Source organism: Paenarthrobacter sp. 4246 (genome assembly GCF_040546855.1).
Classification (GTDB): Bacteria; Actinomycetota; Actinomycetes; order Actinomycetales; family Micrococcaceae; genus Arthrobacter.
On record NZ_JBEPOP010000004.1, the window covers coordinates 272,194 to 288,661 of the forward strand.

Below are 16,468 nucleotides of genomic sequence, written 5' to 3' on the forward strand. Positions count from 1 at the left end.
TTAGCCTTTCGAAGTAGTTGACGTAGTCAGCCCGTGGCGGATGGCGTCGGCCTGGTCCACTTCCTGGAGCGCGATGCCCTTGGTCTCCTTCAGTGAAACAACGGCGACGACCGTAATGGCGCAGGCGACCACCAGGTAGATGGCTGTGGGAACCCAGGAACCAGTGTCCTTGAGCCACTGGGTTGCCAGCAACGGTGCGAGCGAGCCCGCAAAGATCGAGGTGACCTGAGAGCCCAGGGATACACCCGAGTAGCGCATGCGGGTGGGGAAGAGCTCGGACATGATGGCCGGCTGCCCGGCGTACATGAAGGCGTGCAGGCAGAGGCCGATGGTCACGGCGAGCACGATGATCACGGCGTTCTTGGTATCGAACATGGGGAAGGCGAAGAATGGCCAGGTTGCGCCCGCAATCGCGCCCACCAGGTAAACGGGCTTGCGTCCCCACGAGTCCACCAGTCGTCCCACCTGCGGGATGACCAGGAAGTGGATGACGTGGGCAATCAGCAGTGCCAGCAGGAGCGAGGAGGTGTCGTACTTATGGACGCTCTTGAGGTACACGATCGCGAAGCTCACCACCAGGTAGTACATGATGTTCTCTGCGAAACGGAGGCCCATGGCCTGAAGAATGCCCTTGGGGTACTTGCGGATGACTTCGCCAACGCCGTAGCTGATGGCCTTGGACTCCTCCACCTGTGCCTTGGCTTCGAGGAAGATGGGGGCTTCGGTGACGTGGGTGCGGATGTAGTAGCCAACGAAAACGATCACGGCGGAGAGCCAGAACGCTACGCGCCAGCCCCAACCAAGGAAGGCTTCGCTGCTGAGGACCGAGGACATGGTGAACAGGACTGCGGTGGCCAGGAGGTTACCCACCGGCACTGCTGCCTGCGGCCACGATGACCAGAATCCGCGCGACTTGTTGGGGCTGTGCTCAGCCACCAGCAGCACGGCGCCGCCCCATTCGCCGCCGAGCGCAAAGCCCTGGATGAAGCGGAGCGCCACCAGCATGGCCGGTGCCCAGTACCCGATTTCCATGAAGCCCGGGAGGCAGCCCATCAGGAAGGTGGAGACGCCCACAATCACGATGGTCAGCTGCAAAGTGGGCTTGCGGCCAAGCTTGTCGCCGATCTGGCCAAACACGATGCCACCGAGCGGACGGGCAACGAATCCGACAGCGTAGGTGATGAACGCCTGGATGATGCCGTCCAGTTCATTGCCGGTGCTCGGGAAGAAGTACTTGCCGAAAACCAGCGTGGCGGCCGTGGCGTACAGGAAGAACTCGTACCACTCCACCACGGTGCCCACCATCGAGGCCGCGACAATCTTCTTGAGTCCGGAGCCTTCGCCGGAGCCCTTCCCTGCTTTTGATGCGGAGCGCTGCTCTACGCTCATATCCATCTCCTCAGTGTCCTCTTTGACCCTTTTGAACGTGATGTGATCCACAACACGAAATGCTCCACTGAGTATTGCCGCAGATTTGTTGTGTCTCAATGACCAAAGCAGCACCCTGTGTGTGCAAAATTGCAGATATGAAGCCGAACCCGGATGACCTCCTCATCTTCCTGGCCGTCTCACGTTCAGGGAAATTTACGACGGCGGCCCAAGCCTTGGGGCTCAACCACACCACCGTTTCGCGCAGGATAGCGGCGTTGGAGAAAGCGCTGGGAGGCAGGATCCTCGCGCGGGCCGCGGGCGGTTGGGAAGTGACGGAGCTGGGCGCGGAAGCCGTGCTGGTCGCAGAACGGATTGAAGCTGCGGTGGGCGCGCTGGGACCCAGCGACCGCGCCCCCGACCCCATTACCGGCGTCGTACGCATGACCGCGACCGATGGCTTCAGCGCATATATCGCGGCCCCAGCGGTGGCACGTTTGCGGAGGGAGCACCCTGGGCTGAGCGTGGAGATCGTGACGGTGACTCGACGGGCGTTGCAGCAGCGCTCCGGCCTGGATATTGAAGTGGTGGTTGGGACGCCGCAGGTGCACCGGGCCGAAGCGATCAGGTTGGGCGAATACCGGCTGGGGATGTACGCGTCCCGTGCCTATTTGAAGGACAACGGCACCCCGTCAAGTATTGAGGAACTCACGCAGCACCAGCTGGTCTACTTTGTGGATTCCATGCTCCAAGTGGATGACCTTGACGCCCCGCGCAGGTTGGTTCCGACCATGCGGGACGGGCTGAGCTCCACCAACGTGTTCGTGCACGTCGAGGCCACCCGGGCTGGAGCAGGTGTTGGCTTCCTGCCGTGTTTCATGGCTGACCGGCACACGGATTTGGTGCGTCTCCTGCCAGCGGACTTCGCCGAGCTTCTCCCCTACTGGATGGTCCTCCGCCCGGACTCAATGCGCCGCCCCGCGGTAGCCGCCGTCGTGCAGGCTTTGCGCGAGGAAACCGAGCGGCGACGAGAGGAACTGCTGGGGGCTGAATAGCCCGCGCCAAAGGTGGCATCTAATGACAATTTTTTCCGAAAAGCATTGTCATTACATGCCACCTCGCGGGACTGTTGCATTGGGGTTCCATTCCGCCAGACAACGTGTAGCATCCGTCTACGGGCATTGACGCCCGTGACGCTTCTGGGGAGGTGATCATGTCTTTCGCAACTAGCGGCGCGCCGCCTAGGGCGTTTGGCTCGACGCTGTTCCCTCGTCGAGCGCTCACTCACCGCACCCATCCCGCACGGCCCGCCTCGTGCATCGGACAGGTGTCGTTTTGAAGGGACCGTCATGAGCCAAAATCCCTACCCCGCCCCGTATCCCCCTCCACCGGGCTACGGACAGGCGCCACAAAGCAACAAATCATTTCTTGTTACGTGGTTGTTGTCTCTTCTCCTTGGAGTCTTTGGCGTAGACCGGTTCTACCTGGGCAAAGTCGTAACCGGCATCCTCAAGCTGATTACTTTTGGCGGCCTGGGCATCTGGGCCCTCATCGACCTCATACTGGTCCTGGCGAACCAAACCCGCGACAAACGAGGGCTCCCGTTGGAGGGCTACCAGCGGCACAAGAAAGTGGCACTGATCGTCACGGGCATTTTCGTCCTATTCGGCATTATTGTGAATGTCGTCCGCATTGGATCCGGCCCAACTGCAGCCCCCACGTTATCCAGCACCAGAGGTGCAGCGCCGGATTCGGCTTCGGCTTCGGCCTCCGTGCAATCAACAGCGGAAAAGGAGGCGCAAGCCGCAGCGAAGGCGAAAGCAGAGGCGGAGTTAAAGGCAAAAGCTGAAGCGGATGCCGCGGCAAAAGCCCAGACAGAAGCCGCAGCCAAAGCCGAGGCAGAGGCTTCAGTAAAAGCAAAAGCCGATGCAGAAGCTGCAGACGCTGCGGCTAAGGCTGCAGCCGAAGCGGCAGCAAAAGCGGCCGCTGGAACAGTTAGCCAACAAAACGCCCTGCGAAAAGCAACCAGCTACCTCGAGTTCACAGCGTTCTCTTACCCGGGGCTCATCAAGCAACTTGAGTTTGAGAAGTACTCCACAGAGGATGCGACTTGGGCCGCAGACCGTGTCAAGGTCGACTGGAACCAACAGGCAGCCAAGAAGGCTAAGAACTACTTGGAGTTCAGCTCATTCTCACGTGCAGGTTTGATCGATCAACTGCTGTTCGAAGGCTTCACGCCGGAGCAGGCCGAGTACGGTGTGAGTCAGACAGGTCTCTAGCTGATTTTCCGATCTGGTGAATCGCCGCAGTGGCATTTAATGACAATGGCCGTCGAAAACATTGCCCTTAACTGCCACGTCGCGTGGGGCATCAGGACCCCAGCGGGATCACCAGCGGCGTGTGGCTCACGGGGTCATCGATCACGATGCACGGCAGGCCGAACACGTGCTCCACCAGCTCGGCCGTCACAACATCGGCGGGCCGTCCCTCGGCCACCACTGCGCCGTCCTTCATGGCCACGAGGTGCGTGGCGTAGCGGCAGGCGTGGTTGAGGTCATGCAGCACGGCCACCAGGGTGTTCCCTTCGCGGTTAAGCCGCCGGAACAACTCCAGGAGCTCGATCTGGTGCGCGATATCCAGGAACGTAGTGGGCTCGTCCAGCAGGAGAAGCGGGGTTTGCTGGGCCAGGACCATGGCCACCCAGACGCGTTGCCGCTGCCCGCCGGAGAGCTCGTCCACCAGACGCCCGGACAGCCCGTCCACATTCGTGGCTTCCAGGGCAGCAACCACGGCCGCTTCGTCTGCCTCGGACCACTGACGCAACAGCTTCTGGTGCGGGTAGCGCCCCCGGGCAACGAGGTCCGCCACGGTGATTCCGTCGGGCGCAATGGAGGTCTGCGGCAAGAGCCCCAACCGTCGGGCGACTTCCTTGGCGCCGAAGGAGGAGATGCTCTTCCCGTCCAAGAGAACAGCACCGGACGTCGGTTCCAGGAGCCGTGACAGCGCGCGCAAAAGCGTTGACTTTCCGCAGGCATTGGGCCCAACTATCACGGTGAACCCGCCATCGGGAATGCGCACGTCCAGCGCCTCGGACACGACCCTGCCCGCATACCCCAGACTCACATTCTTAGCGTGCAGCCGGGCGGTAGCCGTCAGCGAGCCAACAGAAGCCGGAACATCCACCACATCAGTCACAGCAAACTCCTTCACTTCTTGGCTCATTGCCGCTTCACTTCGCGGGCAAGGAGCCATACGAGGTAGCAGCCGCCGATACTGACGGTCACCACACCCACGGGCAATTGGATCGGCGCGAACAGGTTCTGCGCCACGATGTCGCTGGCCACCAGCAGGAAGGCCCCCATAGCAGCCGAAGGAAACATTCCCACCGAAGCGGAACGGGTCAACCGGCGTGCCAGTTGCGGGGCGGCAAGGGAGATAAACGCGATCGGTCCGGCCGCAGCGGTGACCATCGCCGTCAATGCCACGCCCACCACTGCCAAAACCAGCCGCGAACCTTCCAGCCGAACCCCCAGGGCCCTGGCGGCGTCGTCGCCCATCTCCAAGAGCCCCAACCGCCTGCCGTAAAACGCCAACGCGGCCAGCAGCAGCACAAAGACACCCACCACAGGAAGCACCTGGTCCCACGAGACCTTGTTGAGGGAACCGGCACCCCAAACGGCCGCGGACATCGCCTGCTCCAGGGAGGCCTTGAGGATCATCCAGGTGTTGACGGACGCCAGCATGGCACTCACAGCAATGCCGGCAATGATGAGCCGGAACCCCTGGATTCCCTTCTTATACGCAAACAGGTACACCAGGGCAGCAGTCACCAGGCCGCCCACCAACGCACCGGCCGACACTGCAAAGTAGCCGCCACCCATCAGCAGGATGACCACCAGGGCACCCGTGTAGGCGCCGGTGTTGAAGCCGATGACGTCCGGACTTCCCAGCGCATTTCGCGTCAGCGACTGGAAGATTGCCCCACTGACCCCCATGGCCGCCCCCAATAAAAGGGCCAGGAGGACGCGGGGCAATCTCCACTCCACCACCACCATGTGCACGGCTCCGCTGGATTGACCCAGCAAAGCCGATACGACGTCCGGCACCGCAACGCTGAACTCGCCCAGGCCAAGGGCGACGACGGCGAGCGCCAGGGCGGTGGCGACGAGGACGGCGGTGACAACAAGGGTACGGACGTCGACGCGCAGTGAAAGCCGCCCGCCGAAGGGGCGGACAGCAAGGGTCTTGCGTCCGAAGTCGAGGGGAGGGGACTGACGGGTGGAAGGCGCGGGATAGGTACGCGTCACAGCGTGCTCACTTTCCGGCGTCGGATGAGCCAAATCAGGACGGGTGCACCAATGAAGGCGGTGATGATGCCGACCTGCATTTCGCCAGGGCGGAGCACCAGCCTGCCCGCAATGTCAGAGACGAGCAGCAGTACGGGCGAAAGCACCAGCGTGTAGGCCAGAATCCAGCGCTGGTCCGGCCCGACGATCCACCGGGCTACGTGCGGAATCATGAGCCCCACAAAGCCGATGGGTCCTGCCGCTGCCGTTGCGGCGCCGCACAACAAGGTGACGGACACGATGGTCCAGACCCGCGTGCGCACGATGTTGGCACCGAGGGACTTGGCGGTGTCGTCGCCCATGGCCACGGCGTTCAGGGGCCGGGCCATTGCCAACGCGATGAGCGTTCCAACAAGGATGAACGGCGCCACGGTGGTGAAGATCTCCCACGTGCGGTTGCTGAGTGTTCCGGCGCTCCAACTGCGCATGCTGTCGAACACGGCGGGCCGCAACAGAGTGATCCCTGACGAAATTCCGCCCAGGACTGCACCCAATGCAACGCCGGCGAGGGTGAGGCGGAGCGGGGTGGCCCCGCCCCTCCCCCGTGACCCGATGAAGTACACGGCCACGGTGGCAACCACGGCACCGGCGAAAGAGAACCAGATGTACTCGTGGATGCTGGTCACGCCGAACAGCGCAACCCCGAGCACTACGAAAAAGCCCGCACCCGCGTTGACGCCCAGGATGCCTGGGTCCGCCAACGGGTTGCGCGTCAGGGCCTGGATCAGCGCCCCGGACAAGCCGAGGGCAATGCCCACCACAACTCCGGTGACTGTGCGGGGCAGGCGGAGGTCGTGGATGATCACGTGCTCCGGAGTGCCGTTGTACGCGGTGATGGCGGGCCAGAGATGGCCCATGTCCACATCCTTGGATCCCACCACCAGGCTTAGCCACAGAACCAGGGCCAGCGCGGCAATCGCTGCAAGAAGTCCCAGGAGTCGGTGCCGGTTCACGGCCGCCAACCCTGCGGGGCGTGCGCCTGCAGAAGAAGCCGGCGCCGCGTCCTGAGGTTCAGCTATGACCGGGCGCGGCGCAATGGTTCCGGACGCCATTTAGAGGCCCAGCAATTCGAACTTGGCGTCCTGCAGGTCCACGATTTCCTCGCGATCGCGCTTCTCGTTGGACCAAAGTTCGTCGAACCAGCGGCGGGTTTCGGCGTCGAGATTTTCCCAACGCTCTTCCCAGGCCTCGCTCTTGTCCGTCCAGTAGCCGATCAGCTTGTAGGACTCGGGCGTGAGCTTCTTGTCATGCCGGAGGTACTTGCGGATCCCGCGCAGCACCTTGGTTTCACCGGCCACCCAGATGTAGCCCACGCCGCCGGGCAACTCCATGCTCTTGAGGGCCTCGTCCAGGCGGGACTGGCTGTGACCATTGCCGCCGTAGATCCAGGCCACTTCCGTTCCGGCGCCGAGGGCCAACTCCTGCTGATGCGAAGGCTCTTCTACCTCGATCAGGACGCGGGTCCGGACACCCGGCGGCGTCTGCTCCACCAACCGCGCGACGGCCGGGAGGCCGGTAGCGTCGGCCAGCAGGATCTGCCACTGGAGGTCTGCCGGGGGTTCGTACAGTCCCGTAGGCGAGTTAAGCCCGACGACGTCACCCACCTGGGCGCGCTGCACCCAGGAAGCTGCCAATCCGCCGTCGTGGACGACGAAGTCAATGTCCACCGTTCCGGCAGCCGGGTCCACAGCGCGGACTGTGTAGGTCCGCATCGCGGACGGCTCAACATCACTCGCCCAGTCCCAGGAGTCCCCGGTGGAGATGGGCAGCCGGGCCTCATGCGTGCCAGGATCGGGCAGAAAAACCCGAAGATATTCGTCGCCGACACCCGTGGTGTCGAAGCCGGCCAAGCCGGGACCGCCGAAGGTAATCCGCACCATTCCAGGCGTCAGACGGCGGGTAGCGAGGACCTCGGCCCGGTAGATGCCCATCATGGCAGAAGGGCCTTTTCGAACTTCTCCAGCAGGGCGTACTGGCCGCTCGGGGAGCCGTAGATCATCTCGAGGTCGTACGTGTGGATCTGCTTGTTGGCCACGAAAGGCAGCGAGGTCCACAGCTTGTTGTTGGCCAGCGGGGCGAACGCGTCCGGGTTGGCGCCGTCCTTCTCGGGAACTTCGGTGGTGATGATGGCATCGATACCGTTGAGCTGTTCCAGTTGCTCGGCGCTTAGTTTGGAGCCTTCGCCGTCGGCGAGCGGGGATACCTTCAAGCCCAGGTCCTTGATGACCAGGCATGGCGTTCCATAGCAGCTGACCGAGACCTGGTCCTCGTAGTAATCCACGGGGCCTATCACCAGGTCGCTCTTGCCTGCGGCGGCCAGGCGCTTCTTCACGTCGTCCACCTTTGCCTGGTATTTGTCCATCCACGCCTGATACTGCTCCGTCTTATCGAAGGCCTCGGCTACGGTCTTGAACTTGGTGCGCCAGTCGCTGCCGTCGAAGCCGTTGAACGTGTAGGTGGGAGCGATGTCGGAAAGCTTGCCGTCAAGCTCCTTCTCGTAGCCCAGGCCATTCAGGATGACGTCCGGCTGGGCCTTGAGGATGGCTTCAAAGTTGAATTCCGGGTAGTTGGTGAAGGGCGTGATGCCCTTGAGTGCTTCCTGGTCAAAGAAGGACGGGAAGCCTGTGTAACCGCTGTCCCGGATGGGCTGCTGGCTGGCCAGCGGAATGCCCAGCGTGATCAGCATGTCCAGGTCCGTGGTGTACATGCCCAAAGCCTTCTTGGGCTCCGCGGGGATGCTGACCTCTTTGACCTCACTGGTGACGGTGCGGGTTTCCGATTTCGCGCTGGCGCTGGCATCGGTAGTGGCACATCCGCTGAGGAGAAGAGCTGCGGATGCCAGGGCCGCAACGGCGGCAGACATGGTTCTAGAGCGTGAAATCACTGCGGTCCTCTTGGTTCTCAGGGGAGACGGAGAGCTCCCGTTGGCGACCGCGGCCCCATTGATGGGCTCTCGCAGCGGCTGCCGAAGTTAGGTATACCTACCCTAACAACGCACGCGCCTGAGAAACCGCTGAAATCTATACGGAACCGGCCAAAGAGTGATGGTTTCCGGCCTTAAGCGACGCCACGTACCAGCCGGGAGTGTGCCCCATCACCTTTCGGAACACCTGAACGAAGGCGCTCGGGTTGTTGTAGCCCACCCGTCTACTGACCGAAGAAACGGGGTAGCCGGCAGCCAGCAGCCCCAAGGCGACCCGCACCCTGGCATGGATGCGCCACTGCGCAAACGTCATTCCGGTTTCCTTGTGGAACAGGCGGGAAAGGTTACGGACACTGATGGCAACCTTCACGCTCCACTCCTCCAGGGAACGGTCCAAGGCTGGATCATCCAGAAGCGCCCGGGCTATGAGTTCCAGCCGGGGGTCCGTGGGCATCGGCAGCAGCATCGGCCGGGCATCCACAACATCCAAAAGTCCCACCACCACCTGCTCCGAGCGTTCACGGATGGAGTCGTCCATATCGAAAGCGCTCATGTGGCGCAACAGCTCCTGCGCTGCGGCTGGCACCGTCACCGCCACGGTCCGGCTCGCCAGATGGGGCATTACCTGGCCGTCAATGTGCGAGCAATAAAACCCCGTCCCCTGCGTGGATTTCACAGCATGGACCACACCTGCGGGGATCCAGAGGCCCAGGGTTGCCGGTACGGCGAAGAAGCCGCCATCGGCTTCCACCGTCAGGACCCCGCGGGCACCCCACAGCAACTCATGGGTAGTGTGGACGTGTTCAGTCCAGGTTGCGGGCGTCGCGCACTCGAAATACTGCGTGCAGACGCCATTGACCTGCTGTACTCCCACCCCTGCCGTCGCCTGTGGCGCGGTCTGTCCGGATTGCGATATAGCTTGGCGGGTCATCTGGCCTTCTCGAAGTTAGGTGAGCCTTACTATGGTAAGCATGCCCTCCCGTTCCGCCATTCCGTCCTGCCCACCCGGGCGTAACAAGCCAACACCGTGGACGGCTTCCCGTCTGTTCAAGTTCACCCTGTTGGCCAATGGCCGCTGGAAGTTGCTGCTGGTGGGCTGCGCCGGCTTCATTCTGCATCAGGTCAGCGAGGCCCTGGTTCCGGCGACCATCGGCGCCGCCGTTGACAAAGCAATTGCACCGCACGACGCCGGCGCCCTCCTCTGGTGGCTTGGTGCCTTGGCTGTCGTCTTCGTGGTGCTCGCCCTCTCCTGGCGCATCGGCACCCTGGCCACCAACCGCTCCTTCCTCTACGGTTCGCACGACCTCCGGCAGTTGGCGGTGGAACGCACCCTTCACCCACGCGGCTTGGCAGCCCGGCGCGCACCCGGCGAAATCGTGGCGATCGCCTCCTCCGACGCAGACAGGGTTGCCGGCCTGTCATGGCTCATCGGTGGGGGCCTTGCTGCCGCCGCTGGCGTCGCAACCTCCGCCGTGACACTGCTGATGATTTCGGTCCCCTTGGGCATCGCAGTCCTGGTGGCCACGCCCGTCATGCTGGTGGTGATGCAGCGCCTCACCAAACCGTTGGAGGACCGCAGCGATGTGGAACAGTCCTCGGCGGCCCGCGCCGGCGCGTTGGCCACGGACTTTGTGACCGGGTCACGTCCCCTCAAGGGACTTGGCGCCGAAGAAGCAGCTGTCATCCGATACCAGGAGGCCAGCCGGACATCACTGCTGGCCGGACTGAGGGCTGTCCGGTCCAGGTCCGCCTATAACGGCGCCAGCACCGCGCTGTCCGCGGCGTTCCTGGCCGGGATCGCCTTCTTCGCAGCGTGGTTCGCCGTCCAAGGCAGCATCACTGTAGGCCAACTGGTGGCAATCGTCGGCGTGGCCCAATATGTCCAGGGACCCATGGCCGCGCTGGGCTTCCTCAGCGTGGAACTCGCCCGGAAACGGGCCTCAGCGGTACGCATCGCGGTACTGCTCGAGGAACCGGATGCGGTGCCCGCACCTGTTGACGGGGAACGCCTTGCCGCAGCAGAACGCACGACGGCGGCCGCCGGGTCAGCAGCACGGCCCACCTTCGTGGGGGAACCGGCACCGCTCCTTGAGCTCCGTGACTGCCCGGACAACAGCGACTTCCCGCCCTTCACGGCGTCCGCCGGCGAGATCGTGGGCGTGGTGCTACCGGACGGCTCGCAAGCCAGGCGATTGGTGGACACCCTCGGTTGCCGCACCCCCGCTCCCCGCGGCGCAGTCTCCATCGACGGCCACGACGCCGCCGACCTGGACCCCATGGATGTCCGGTCCAAAGTCTTCGCCGACAGTCATGAAGGCGTCCTTTTCCGCGGCACTGTCCGCGACAACGTGGCAGCGGCCGACGCCGCGTTGCAGGAACGGGCCCTGGCGGCTGCCGCCGTCGAGGATTTTATTTCCCAACTGCCGGAGGGACCCGAAACCGTTCTTACCGGGCACGGCCAGAGCCTGTCCGGTGGGCAGCGGCAGCGGCTGGTTCTTAGCCGCTCGCTGCACCAGCGGCAGCCGGTGCTGGTCCTGCACGACCCCACCACCGCCGTCGACACCGCTACCGAAGCTGTGATCGCGGACGGACTCGGAAACTTCCCGGACAAGGCGTTGGTGTTGGTCACCACCAGTCCCACGCTGTTGGCCGTCTGTCACCGGGTAGTGGTGGGAGGTGCCGATGGCGCGTCGGAAACCGGGACACACCGGGAACTCCTCGCGACGTCGGCCGGCTACCGCGAGGTGGTGGGTTCATGAGCACCGACATCCTGCCCATCGCTACACCCCGCGAGACCCGGCGGGCCATGTGGCGCCTGTTGGCACAGCGCCCCGGCCGGCTCGCCTTGACCGTGTTCGTCTTGCTGGCGGCGGCCTGCTGTGGACTGGCCGCTCCAGCGATCCTGGGCATCATGGTCAACATCGCGGCCAGCGGCGGAGACGTCATGAACTTGCTGTGGCTGGCCATCGGCTTGCTGGTTGCGGGCGGATGCGGCGCACTGCTGGGAATCCTCGGCCAGAACCTGCTGGCCCGGATCTGCGAGGAAGCCCTCGCCGGGCTCCGTGAGGAGGTCTTCGCGGCGGCAGTCCGGAAGCCCTTGGCACAGCTCGAAAAGGCGGGCATCGGCGATGTTGTGGCCCGCGTATCCGGCGATGTCGAGGCTGTCAGCGAGGCCATTTCCGGAGTGCTGCCCGCTTTCACCAGCGCAGCCTTCACCATCGCCGTTACGTTGCTGGGCCTGGGAGTTATCGACTGGCGCTTTGCAGTGGCCGTCCTCATCGCCGCACCCCTGCAGGTGTTCACGCTGCGGTGGTTCCTCAAACGGACCGCCCCCATTTACCGGACCGTCCGCATCACGGAGGCCAATCGAACCGAACAGATCATCGAGACCGTCCATGGCTCGCCATCGGTCCTGGCGTTGGGCCTCGGGCCGCGCCATGCGGAACTGGTGGCAGCTGCTTCCCAGGAGAACATCGGCCACGCGCTCAAGGGAGTCAGCTACCTGACACGGTTCTACAACCGCCTCAACCTTGCGGAACTCATAGGCCTGTCCGCGGTGCTGGTGGTGGGCTTCTGGCTTCACGCCGAGGGCATCGTGACTATTGGGGCGGCTACAGCAGCTGCGCTGTACTTCTACCGGCTGTTCGATCCGATCGGGCTGGTGCTGGGGCAGTTCGATGAACTCCAGAAAGCGGCTGCCGGCCTGGGGCGCATGTTCGGGTTGACCATGTCCACAGCCAAGACGTCCCCTACCGCCGATTCCCGCGGCACTGATTCCGGCATCGTCCTGGACAACGTCACCTTCGCCTACCCGGGCCAACGGCCCGCGCTCCACGGCGTCTCACTCACAGTGCTCCCGGGCGAGCGGGTTGCGGTCGTTGGCACCTCAGGAGCCGGAAAGACCACCCTGGCCAAGGTCATCATGGGCCTGGAACACCCGGACAGCGGGACCGCCTGGGTGGGTGGGCTGGACTCAGCCGCCGCGGCCCCCGCGGACCTGCACTCGAGGATCGCGATGGTCAGCCAGGAGGTTCACGTCTTCTCCGGAACGCTGGCCGAGGACCTCAAGCTTGCCAAACCGGACGCTTCCCCCGCGGAACTCTCCGGCGTCCTCGCCGCCGTGGGGGCTTCGTGGATGAACACGCTCGACGACGGACTGAAGACTTCCGTAGGCGCCGGTGGCCACCAGCTCACCCCGGAGCAAGCACAGCAACTCGCGCTGGCCCGGCTCATGCTCAAGGATCCGCCCATCGCGGTCCTCGACGAGGCTACTGCTGAGGCGGGAACCGGCTCAGCCACCATGCTGGACCAGGCTGCCGAAGCCGCGTTGGCCGGCCGGACGTCCGTGGTGATCGCACACCGGTTATCACAAGCAGCGTCGGCGGACACCGTTGTGGTGATGGAGCAGGGGCGGATTATCGAGTCGGGTCCGCATCAGGAACTACTGGCCTCCGGGGGCCGTTACGCCACATTGTGGGAGGCGTGGAACAGCTCACTCAGCCGCAACTGAGGGTGCGTCCGAAGGCACCGCTGCGGGGTCGTGCCGCACCGGGGTTCCCGCCGCGAAGGAGCGGACTTTCGCATCGTCCCAGATGTGCGCCGGGACGCCCCCGCCCAGGAGTTTGCGGGCCAGTGTGGGGTCATCTCCGAAGGGTGCGTGGCTGCCGGCCATGATCATGTTGCCGTACCGGCGGCCCTTGAGCATGGCAGGGTCCGCAATGATCATGGTGTGCTCGAAAGTGTCCGCGATGGTCGCGGCATCTGCCCGGGCATTCTTGAGGTCAGGAGCATCCCCGGAGTTGACCACGTACAGGCCGTCGGGAGCAAGCACCGCGTCGGCATGCGCCGTGAACTCGCGGGTGGTCAGCGCACGGGGCGTAAAGGCACCGGCGAAGACATCCCGGATGATGAGGTCCCGGGTGTCCGGGGTGAGGGATTCAGTGACCTGCCGGGCTTCGCCCACCCGGAGCCTCAACAACGGCGCCTTGGGAAGGTCGAACCAACCGCGCACATAGTCAGCCAGTTTACCGTCCAGTTCCACCACCACCTGCCGGGCTTCCGGGTAGGCGGCGTGGAAGTAACGAGCCATGGAGCAGGCTCCCCCGCCGAGGTGCAAGGCCCGCAACTTCGGCTTCTGCTCCGGCGGCCAGCGCGATTCCACCAAGGCAGCGATCCAGCGCATGTACTCAAAATCCAGGAACAACGGATCCGCGAGGTCAATGTGCGAGCTCATCACGCCGTTGATCTTCAGCAGCCAGCCGTTGGAGTTGTCCTGGTCCGGGATGAGCTCGCAGTCTCCGGTATCGATGTAGTAGATCCCCGCAACCGGACCATCAGGACGGGTGCCGGAAGGCACCTCGACGACTCCCGTCGTCGACCTTTGGGACCTGTTGGGTTTGCCGCGCTTCGCCACTACTTCAGCCCTGCTTGAGTCATGCTTCAAGCCTAGTAGAGTGCCGCATTACTCCGAACGGTCACATCAAAGATAAGGCTACTTACCTTTAGGGCCCCTGGAGCCATATGATCTCTACATGGAACTCGGAGCATCGGTGTGGGCGGAGGTGTTGACCGTTGCCGTCGCATGGTTGACGGTGGTCTGCCTGCTGCTGGCCCGTGTGCCCAAACCGCCGGGCCTGCTCGATTCGCCGCTGGACATGGATCCGCCCGACGATCCGGAATCGCGTTAGGTCTGGCAGTTGGTGCCTGCGGTCCGCACGTGTCAGTTTATGCGGATGGAAAGTGTTTCATAGACGATGACCGAGCCCTCCACCGGCGCCCGGCAGGTCAGTTGCCTCTGGGGTGCGCGGCTGGCCCGCAGTTCCACCTCGAGATGCGCCGGGTGGGGCGGCCGGCCAGTAATCCGGATGCGCCAGTGCTCGCCTTCCCGCAAGGTCTCAGTGACCACAAAATCCTGCCGGCCGGCAGGACCGAACTGCCCCAGCACTGCCACCACCGCGGCTTGCTGGGGCGGCAAGAGATCCGTATAGCCGCGCAGATGCTCTGCGTGGATACGGGCGGCCAGGTGCTCCTCAACGGTGGCCACGGCGGACCCGGCGTCGAGTCCTCCGTAATAAACGCCGTCCGGGGCGATGACCACGTTGGCCGCAAACCTGTCACCGCCAACATGGGAGCACTCCCACACCAACTCTGGCCAGCGCTCGCTGAGTGCACGTCCCACGGGGCGGCCCCATACTGCGCAGCAGGGGTCGTGCTGACCGTGGGCGCAAACCATGATGACCGGCGGGAAACCGTGCTCTCCGGGAGACGCCAGGGCTGAGGCTATCCCCGCGAGGTCCTCATCCCGCTCCCACGTTCCCCAGTGCTGTCGATAGGCGCCGGAGCTTTCATGGCGAAGAACGGCCCAGCTGCCCGGACCCGGGCGGCGGCGAGGGCCGAGCCGCCGAACCAGGAGAATCCGCGCATTCGCCGTCCGCGCCGCAGAGACGACGAGCGCCTTGGTCGCAGCCTCGAGATTAAGGGCGTCAAAGCCGTCGGGCGGCCACGCGCCCCGGTACTCCACGAGGATCCAGACGAGGCCGGGTGACGCCGTGCCTGCCATCGAGTCCCCGCGCGCCTGGGCAGTTTCCGCGCAGAAGAAGCGTCCCGTTGCGGCTGCCGGGGACGTCATTGTGCGACGGGGACAAGAACTCCTGCGCGCAACAACCTCTCGGCGAGTGCCAGGCCGATGTCCGCCGCGAGGTAATCCCCGCCCTCCAGCAGGCGCCGCACGGACGGCAGATCTTCCTCGGGGAAGTCGAGCCAACCGACGCGGGTGGTGAGGCGTGAGCCATCAAACCGAGCTTCCAAGGCCTCCCGTAGACGAACCAGCGACTCTGGCCTGAGGCCGTCAATGGCCGCGAGTTGGGCCAGCGGACCAAGCGGAGCCGGACGCCCTTGTCCCCTTCGGGCACGGTGGAAAAGGGACGTGGTATCGGCTTCAAGGACAGCGGCGGCAAGACGTTCGCGGACTGCAGAGATTTCCTCTTCAGGTCCGTCGACTCCCAACGGCAAGGACCGGCGCATCCCTGGATCGTCACAAAGCGCGGCAAGCGCGGCCTGTGCCAGATGTTCGGCCAAGGCATGGCGGGTCCAGGTGTGAATACCCAAGGTGAGATGGATGGAGACTTTCCCCTGCGCCTGGGCGGCGTGGAGCCAGCCTCGCGGCATGTAAAGGACATCGCCCGGCTCGAGGACCGTGTCGATGTACGCCGCGCCTTGAGCGGCTTCTTCGACGGCGGATCGGCGATCAGTCCAAGGCTGGCTTCGCAGCGGATCCACGTGGACCGGCTCATGGATGATCCAGCGCTTGGTTCCCTCGATCTGCAGCACGAAGACGTCGTGGACGTCGTAGTGATCGTCGAAGCCCCGGTTCTGCGGCGGGGTGATGTAGGCGTTGGCCTGTACGGGATGGCCAAGCTCAGTGCCCAGCCGCGAGCTGAAACTGGACACAGGCTCCCACGTGCGGTGCAGCGCCTGCAGGACGAGGGTGGCGCCGTCAGCGAATTTGCGCCACAGCGCGGTGTCATCAAGTTGGTCGGAGATGGTGGCGCCAACCCCTGCCGGAGAAGTGAAGGAGGACTCGGGAAGCGTGGAGCCGCCTTTGGCGACGCGCAGGAAAGGCGTCCGCAGCCCGCGCCGTGAAACCAGTTCGTCCACTGCGCTGGCTGAGAACACATCGGAGAAGTCGCTGACACCACGTGTCAGCAGTGCGGTTCGCCCCCAGATGTCACTGGCGAACTTCTCCTGGCCGATGTCGATCAAGCGTGTCTCCAGGACCCCGCCGCCTTTCACGGCGCCGGGGTCCTGGAAGTCAGTGCTGGTAGAGCTCAAA

The 16,468-nt window shown here is 64.1% G+C and carries 15 protein-coding genes; 5 read left to right on the forward strand and 10 right to left on the reverse strand.

What is annotated here, in order from left to right; translation table 11 throughout:
- Entirely contained in the window at nt 1-1,389 is a 1,389-nt protein-coding gene (locus ABIE35_RS09145) for an MFS transporter (protein ID WP_354514251.1), read from the reverse strand.
- A gap of 137 nt (nt 1,390-1,526) precedes the next feature.
- Here ABIE35_RS09145 and ABIE35_RS09150 point away from each other — a divergent pair, with 137 nt between their 5' ends.
- Complete coding sequence (locus ABIE35_RS09150) at nt 1,527-2,423, forward strand: LysR family transcriptional regulator (RefSeq protein WP_354514253.1); 897 nt, start codon at nt 1,527-1,529, stop codon at nt 2,421-2,423.
- Nucleotides 2,424-2,717: 294 nt separating this feature from the next.
- A complete protein-coding gene (locus ABIE35_RS09155) occupies nt 2,718-3,647 on the forward strand; it encodes an Ltp family lipoprotein (protein WP_354514255.1) in 930 nt (309 codons plus the stop codon).
- 91 nt (nt 3,648-3,738) lie between these two features.
- On the opposite strand, the gene ABIE35_RS09160 is transcribed toward ABIE35_RS09155, so the two are convergent.
- The 6 genes from ABIE35_RS09160 to ABIE35_RS09185 all read right to left on the reverse strand — a co-directional run bounded on the left by ABIE35_RS09160 (nt 3,739) and on the right by ABIE35_RS09185 (nt 9,568).
- On the reverse strand, nt 3,739-4,590 hold the full coding sequence (locus ABIE35_RS09160) for an ABC transporter ATP-binding protein (RefSeq protein ID WP_354514257.1): 852 nt from the start codon (nt 4,588-4,590) through the stop codon (nt 3,739-3,741).
- Nucleotides 4,587-5,675, reverse strand: a complete 1,089-nt coding sequence (locus ABIE35_RS09165) for a FecCD family ABC transporter permease (RefSeq protein WP_354514259.1) — start codon at nt 5,673-5,675, stop codon at nt 4,587-4,589. Before ABIE35_RS09165 ends, ABIE35_RS09160 begins: the two co-directional genes overlap by 4 nt.
- Nucleotides 5,672-6,766, reverse strand: a complete 1,095-nt coding sequence (locus ABIE35_RS09170; protein ID WP_354514261.1) for a Fe(3+)-siderophore ABC transporter permease — start codon at nt 6,764-6,766, stop codon at nt 5,672-5,674. The genes ABIE35_RS09165 and ABIE35_RS09170 overlap by 4 nt, the downstream gene beginning before the upstream one ends.
- Nucleotides 6,767-7,648: a siderophore-interacting protein gene (locus ABIE35_RS09175; RefSeq protein ID WP_354514263.1), complete on the reverse strand. Its 882-nt coding sequence runs from the start codon at nt 7,646-7,648 to the stop codon at nt 6,767-6,769. It abuts the gene before it with no gap.
- Nucleotides 7,645-8,577, reverse strand: coding sequence for an ABC transporter substrate-binding protein (locus tag ABIE35_RS09180; protein ID WP_354514265.1), 933 nt, complete (start codon nt 8,575-8,577; stop codon nt 7,645-7,647). Before ABIE35_RS09180 ends, ABIE35_RS09175 begins: the two co-directional genes overlap by 4 nt.
- A gap of 157 nt (nt 8,578-8,734) precedes the next feature.
- The gene (locus tag ABIE35_RS09185) at nt 8,735-9,568 is read right to left on the reverse strand and encodes a helix-turn-helix domain-containing protein (protein ID WP_354514267.1); all 834 of its coding nucleotides are present in this window, start codon (nt 9,566-9,568) and stop codon (nt 8,735-8,737) included.
- Nucleotides 9,569-9,608: 40 nt separating this feature from the next.
- Here ABIE35_RS09185 and ABIE35_RS09190 point away from each other — a divergent pair, with 40 nt between their 5' ends.
- Both ABIE35_RS09190 and ABIE35_RS09195 read left to right on the forward strand, forming a co-directional pair.
- Complete coding sequence (locus ABIE35_RS09190) at nt 9,609-11,396, forward strand: ABC transporter ATP-binding protein (protein WP_354514269.1); 1,788 nt, start codon at nt 9,609-9,611, stop codon at nt 11,394-11,396.
- Nucleotides 11,393-13,147, forward strand: coding sequence for an ABC transporter ATP-binding protein (locus ABIE35_RS09195; protein WP_354514271.1), 1,755 nt, complete (start codon nt 11,393-11,395; stop codon nt 13,145-13,147). The genes ABIE35_RS09190 and ABIE35_RS09195 overlap by 4 nt, the downstream gene beginning before the upstream one ends.
- Here the strand turns inward: ABIE35_RS09195 and ABIE35_RS09200 are convergent.
- Entirely contained in the window at nt 13,130-14,050 is a 921-nt protein-coding gene (locus ABIE35_RS09200; protein WP_354514680.1) for a spermidine synthase, read from the reverse strand. The genes ABIE35_RS09195 and ABIE35_RS09200 overlap by 18 nt on opposite strands.
- 118 nt (nt 14,051-14,168) lie before the next feature.
- On the opposite strand from ABIE35_RS09200, the gene ABIE35_RS09205 reads away from it, so the two are divergent.
- The gene (locus tag ABIE35_RS09205) at nt 14,169-14,324 is read left to right on the forward strand and encodes a hypothetical protein (protein ID WP_198318330.1); all 156 of its coding nucleotides are present in this window, start codon (nt 14,169-14,171) and stop codon (nt 14,322-14,324) included.
- Nucleotides 14,325-14,356: 32 nt separating this feature from the next.
- Here ABIE35_RS09205 and ABIE35_RS09210 read toward each other — a convergent pair whose 3' ends face one another.
- Both ABIE35_RS09210 and ABIE35_RS09215 read right to left on the reverse strand, forming a co-directional pair.
- Complete coding sequence (locus ABIE35_RS09210; protein WP_354514273.1) at nt 14,357-15,265, reverse strand: sucrase ferredoxin; 909 nt, start codon at nt 15,263-15,265, stop codon at nt 14,357-14,359.
- Complete coding sequence (locus ABIE35_RS09215) at nt 15,262-16,467, reverse strand: cupin domain-containing protein (RefSeq protein WP_354514275.1); 1,206 nt, start codon at nt 16,465-16,467, stop codon at nt 15,262-15,264. Before ABIE35_RS09215 ends, ABIE35_RS09210 begins: the two co-directional genes overlap by 4 nt.
- Nucleotide 16,468: the final 1 nt, after the last annotated feature.

Bases quoted from the DNA above. Each gene is read 5' to 3' on its own strand.
- ABIE35_RS09145 (WP_354514251.1), bottom strand. From the start codon at position 1,389: ATGAGCGTAGAGCAGCGCTCCGCATCAAAAGCAGGGAAGGGCTCCGGC.
- ABIE35_RS09150 (WP_354514253.1), top strand. From the start codon at position 1,527: ATGAAGCCGAACCCGGATGACCTCCTCATCTTCCTGGCCGTCTCACGT.
- ABIE35_RS09155 (WP_354514255.1), top strand. From the start codon at position 2,718: ATGAGCCAAAATCCCTACCCCGCCCCGTATCCCCCTCCACCGGGCTAC.
- ABIE35_RS09160 (WP_354514257.1), bottom strand. From the start codon at position 4,590: ATGAGCCAAGAAGTGAAGGAGTTTGCTGTGACTGATGTGGTGGATGTT.
- ABIE35_RS09170 (WP_354514261.1), bottom strand. From the start codon at position 6,766: ATGGCGTCCGGAACCATTGCGCCGCGCCCGGTCATAGCTGAACCTCAG.
- ABIE35_RS09175 (WP_354514263.1), bottom strand. From the start codon at position 7,648: ATGATGGGCATCTACCGGGCCGAGGTCCTCGCTACCCGCCGTCTGACG.
- ABIE35_RS09180 (WP_354514265.1), bottom strand. From the start codon at position 8,577: ATGTCTGCCGCCGTTGCGGCCCTGGCATCCGCAGCTCTTCTCCTCAGC.
- ABIE35_RS09185 (WP_354514267.1), bottom strand. From the start codon at position 9,568: ATGACCCGCCAAGCTATATCGCAATCCGGACAGACCGCGCCACAGGCG.
- ABIE35_RS09190 (WP_354514269.1), top strand. From the start codon at position 9,609: ATGCCCTCCCGTTCCGCCATTCCGTCCTGCCCACCCGGGCGTAACAAG.
- ABIE35_RS09195 (WP_354514271.1), top strand. From the start codon at position 11,393: ATGAGCACCGACATCCTGCCCATCGCTACACCCCGCGAGACCCGGCGG.
- ABIE35_RS09205 (WP_198318330.1), top strand. From the start codon at position 14,169: ATGGAACTCGGAGCATCGGTGTGGGCGGAGGTGTTGACCGTTGCCGTC.
- ABIE35_RS09210 (WP_354514273.1), bottom strand. From the start codon at position 15,265: ATGACGTCCCCGGCAGCCGCAACGGGACGCTTCTTCTGCGCGGAAACT.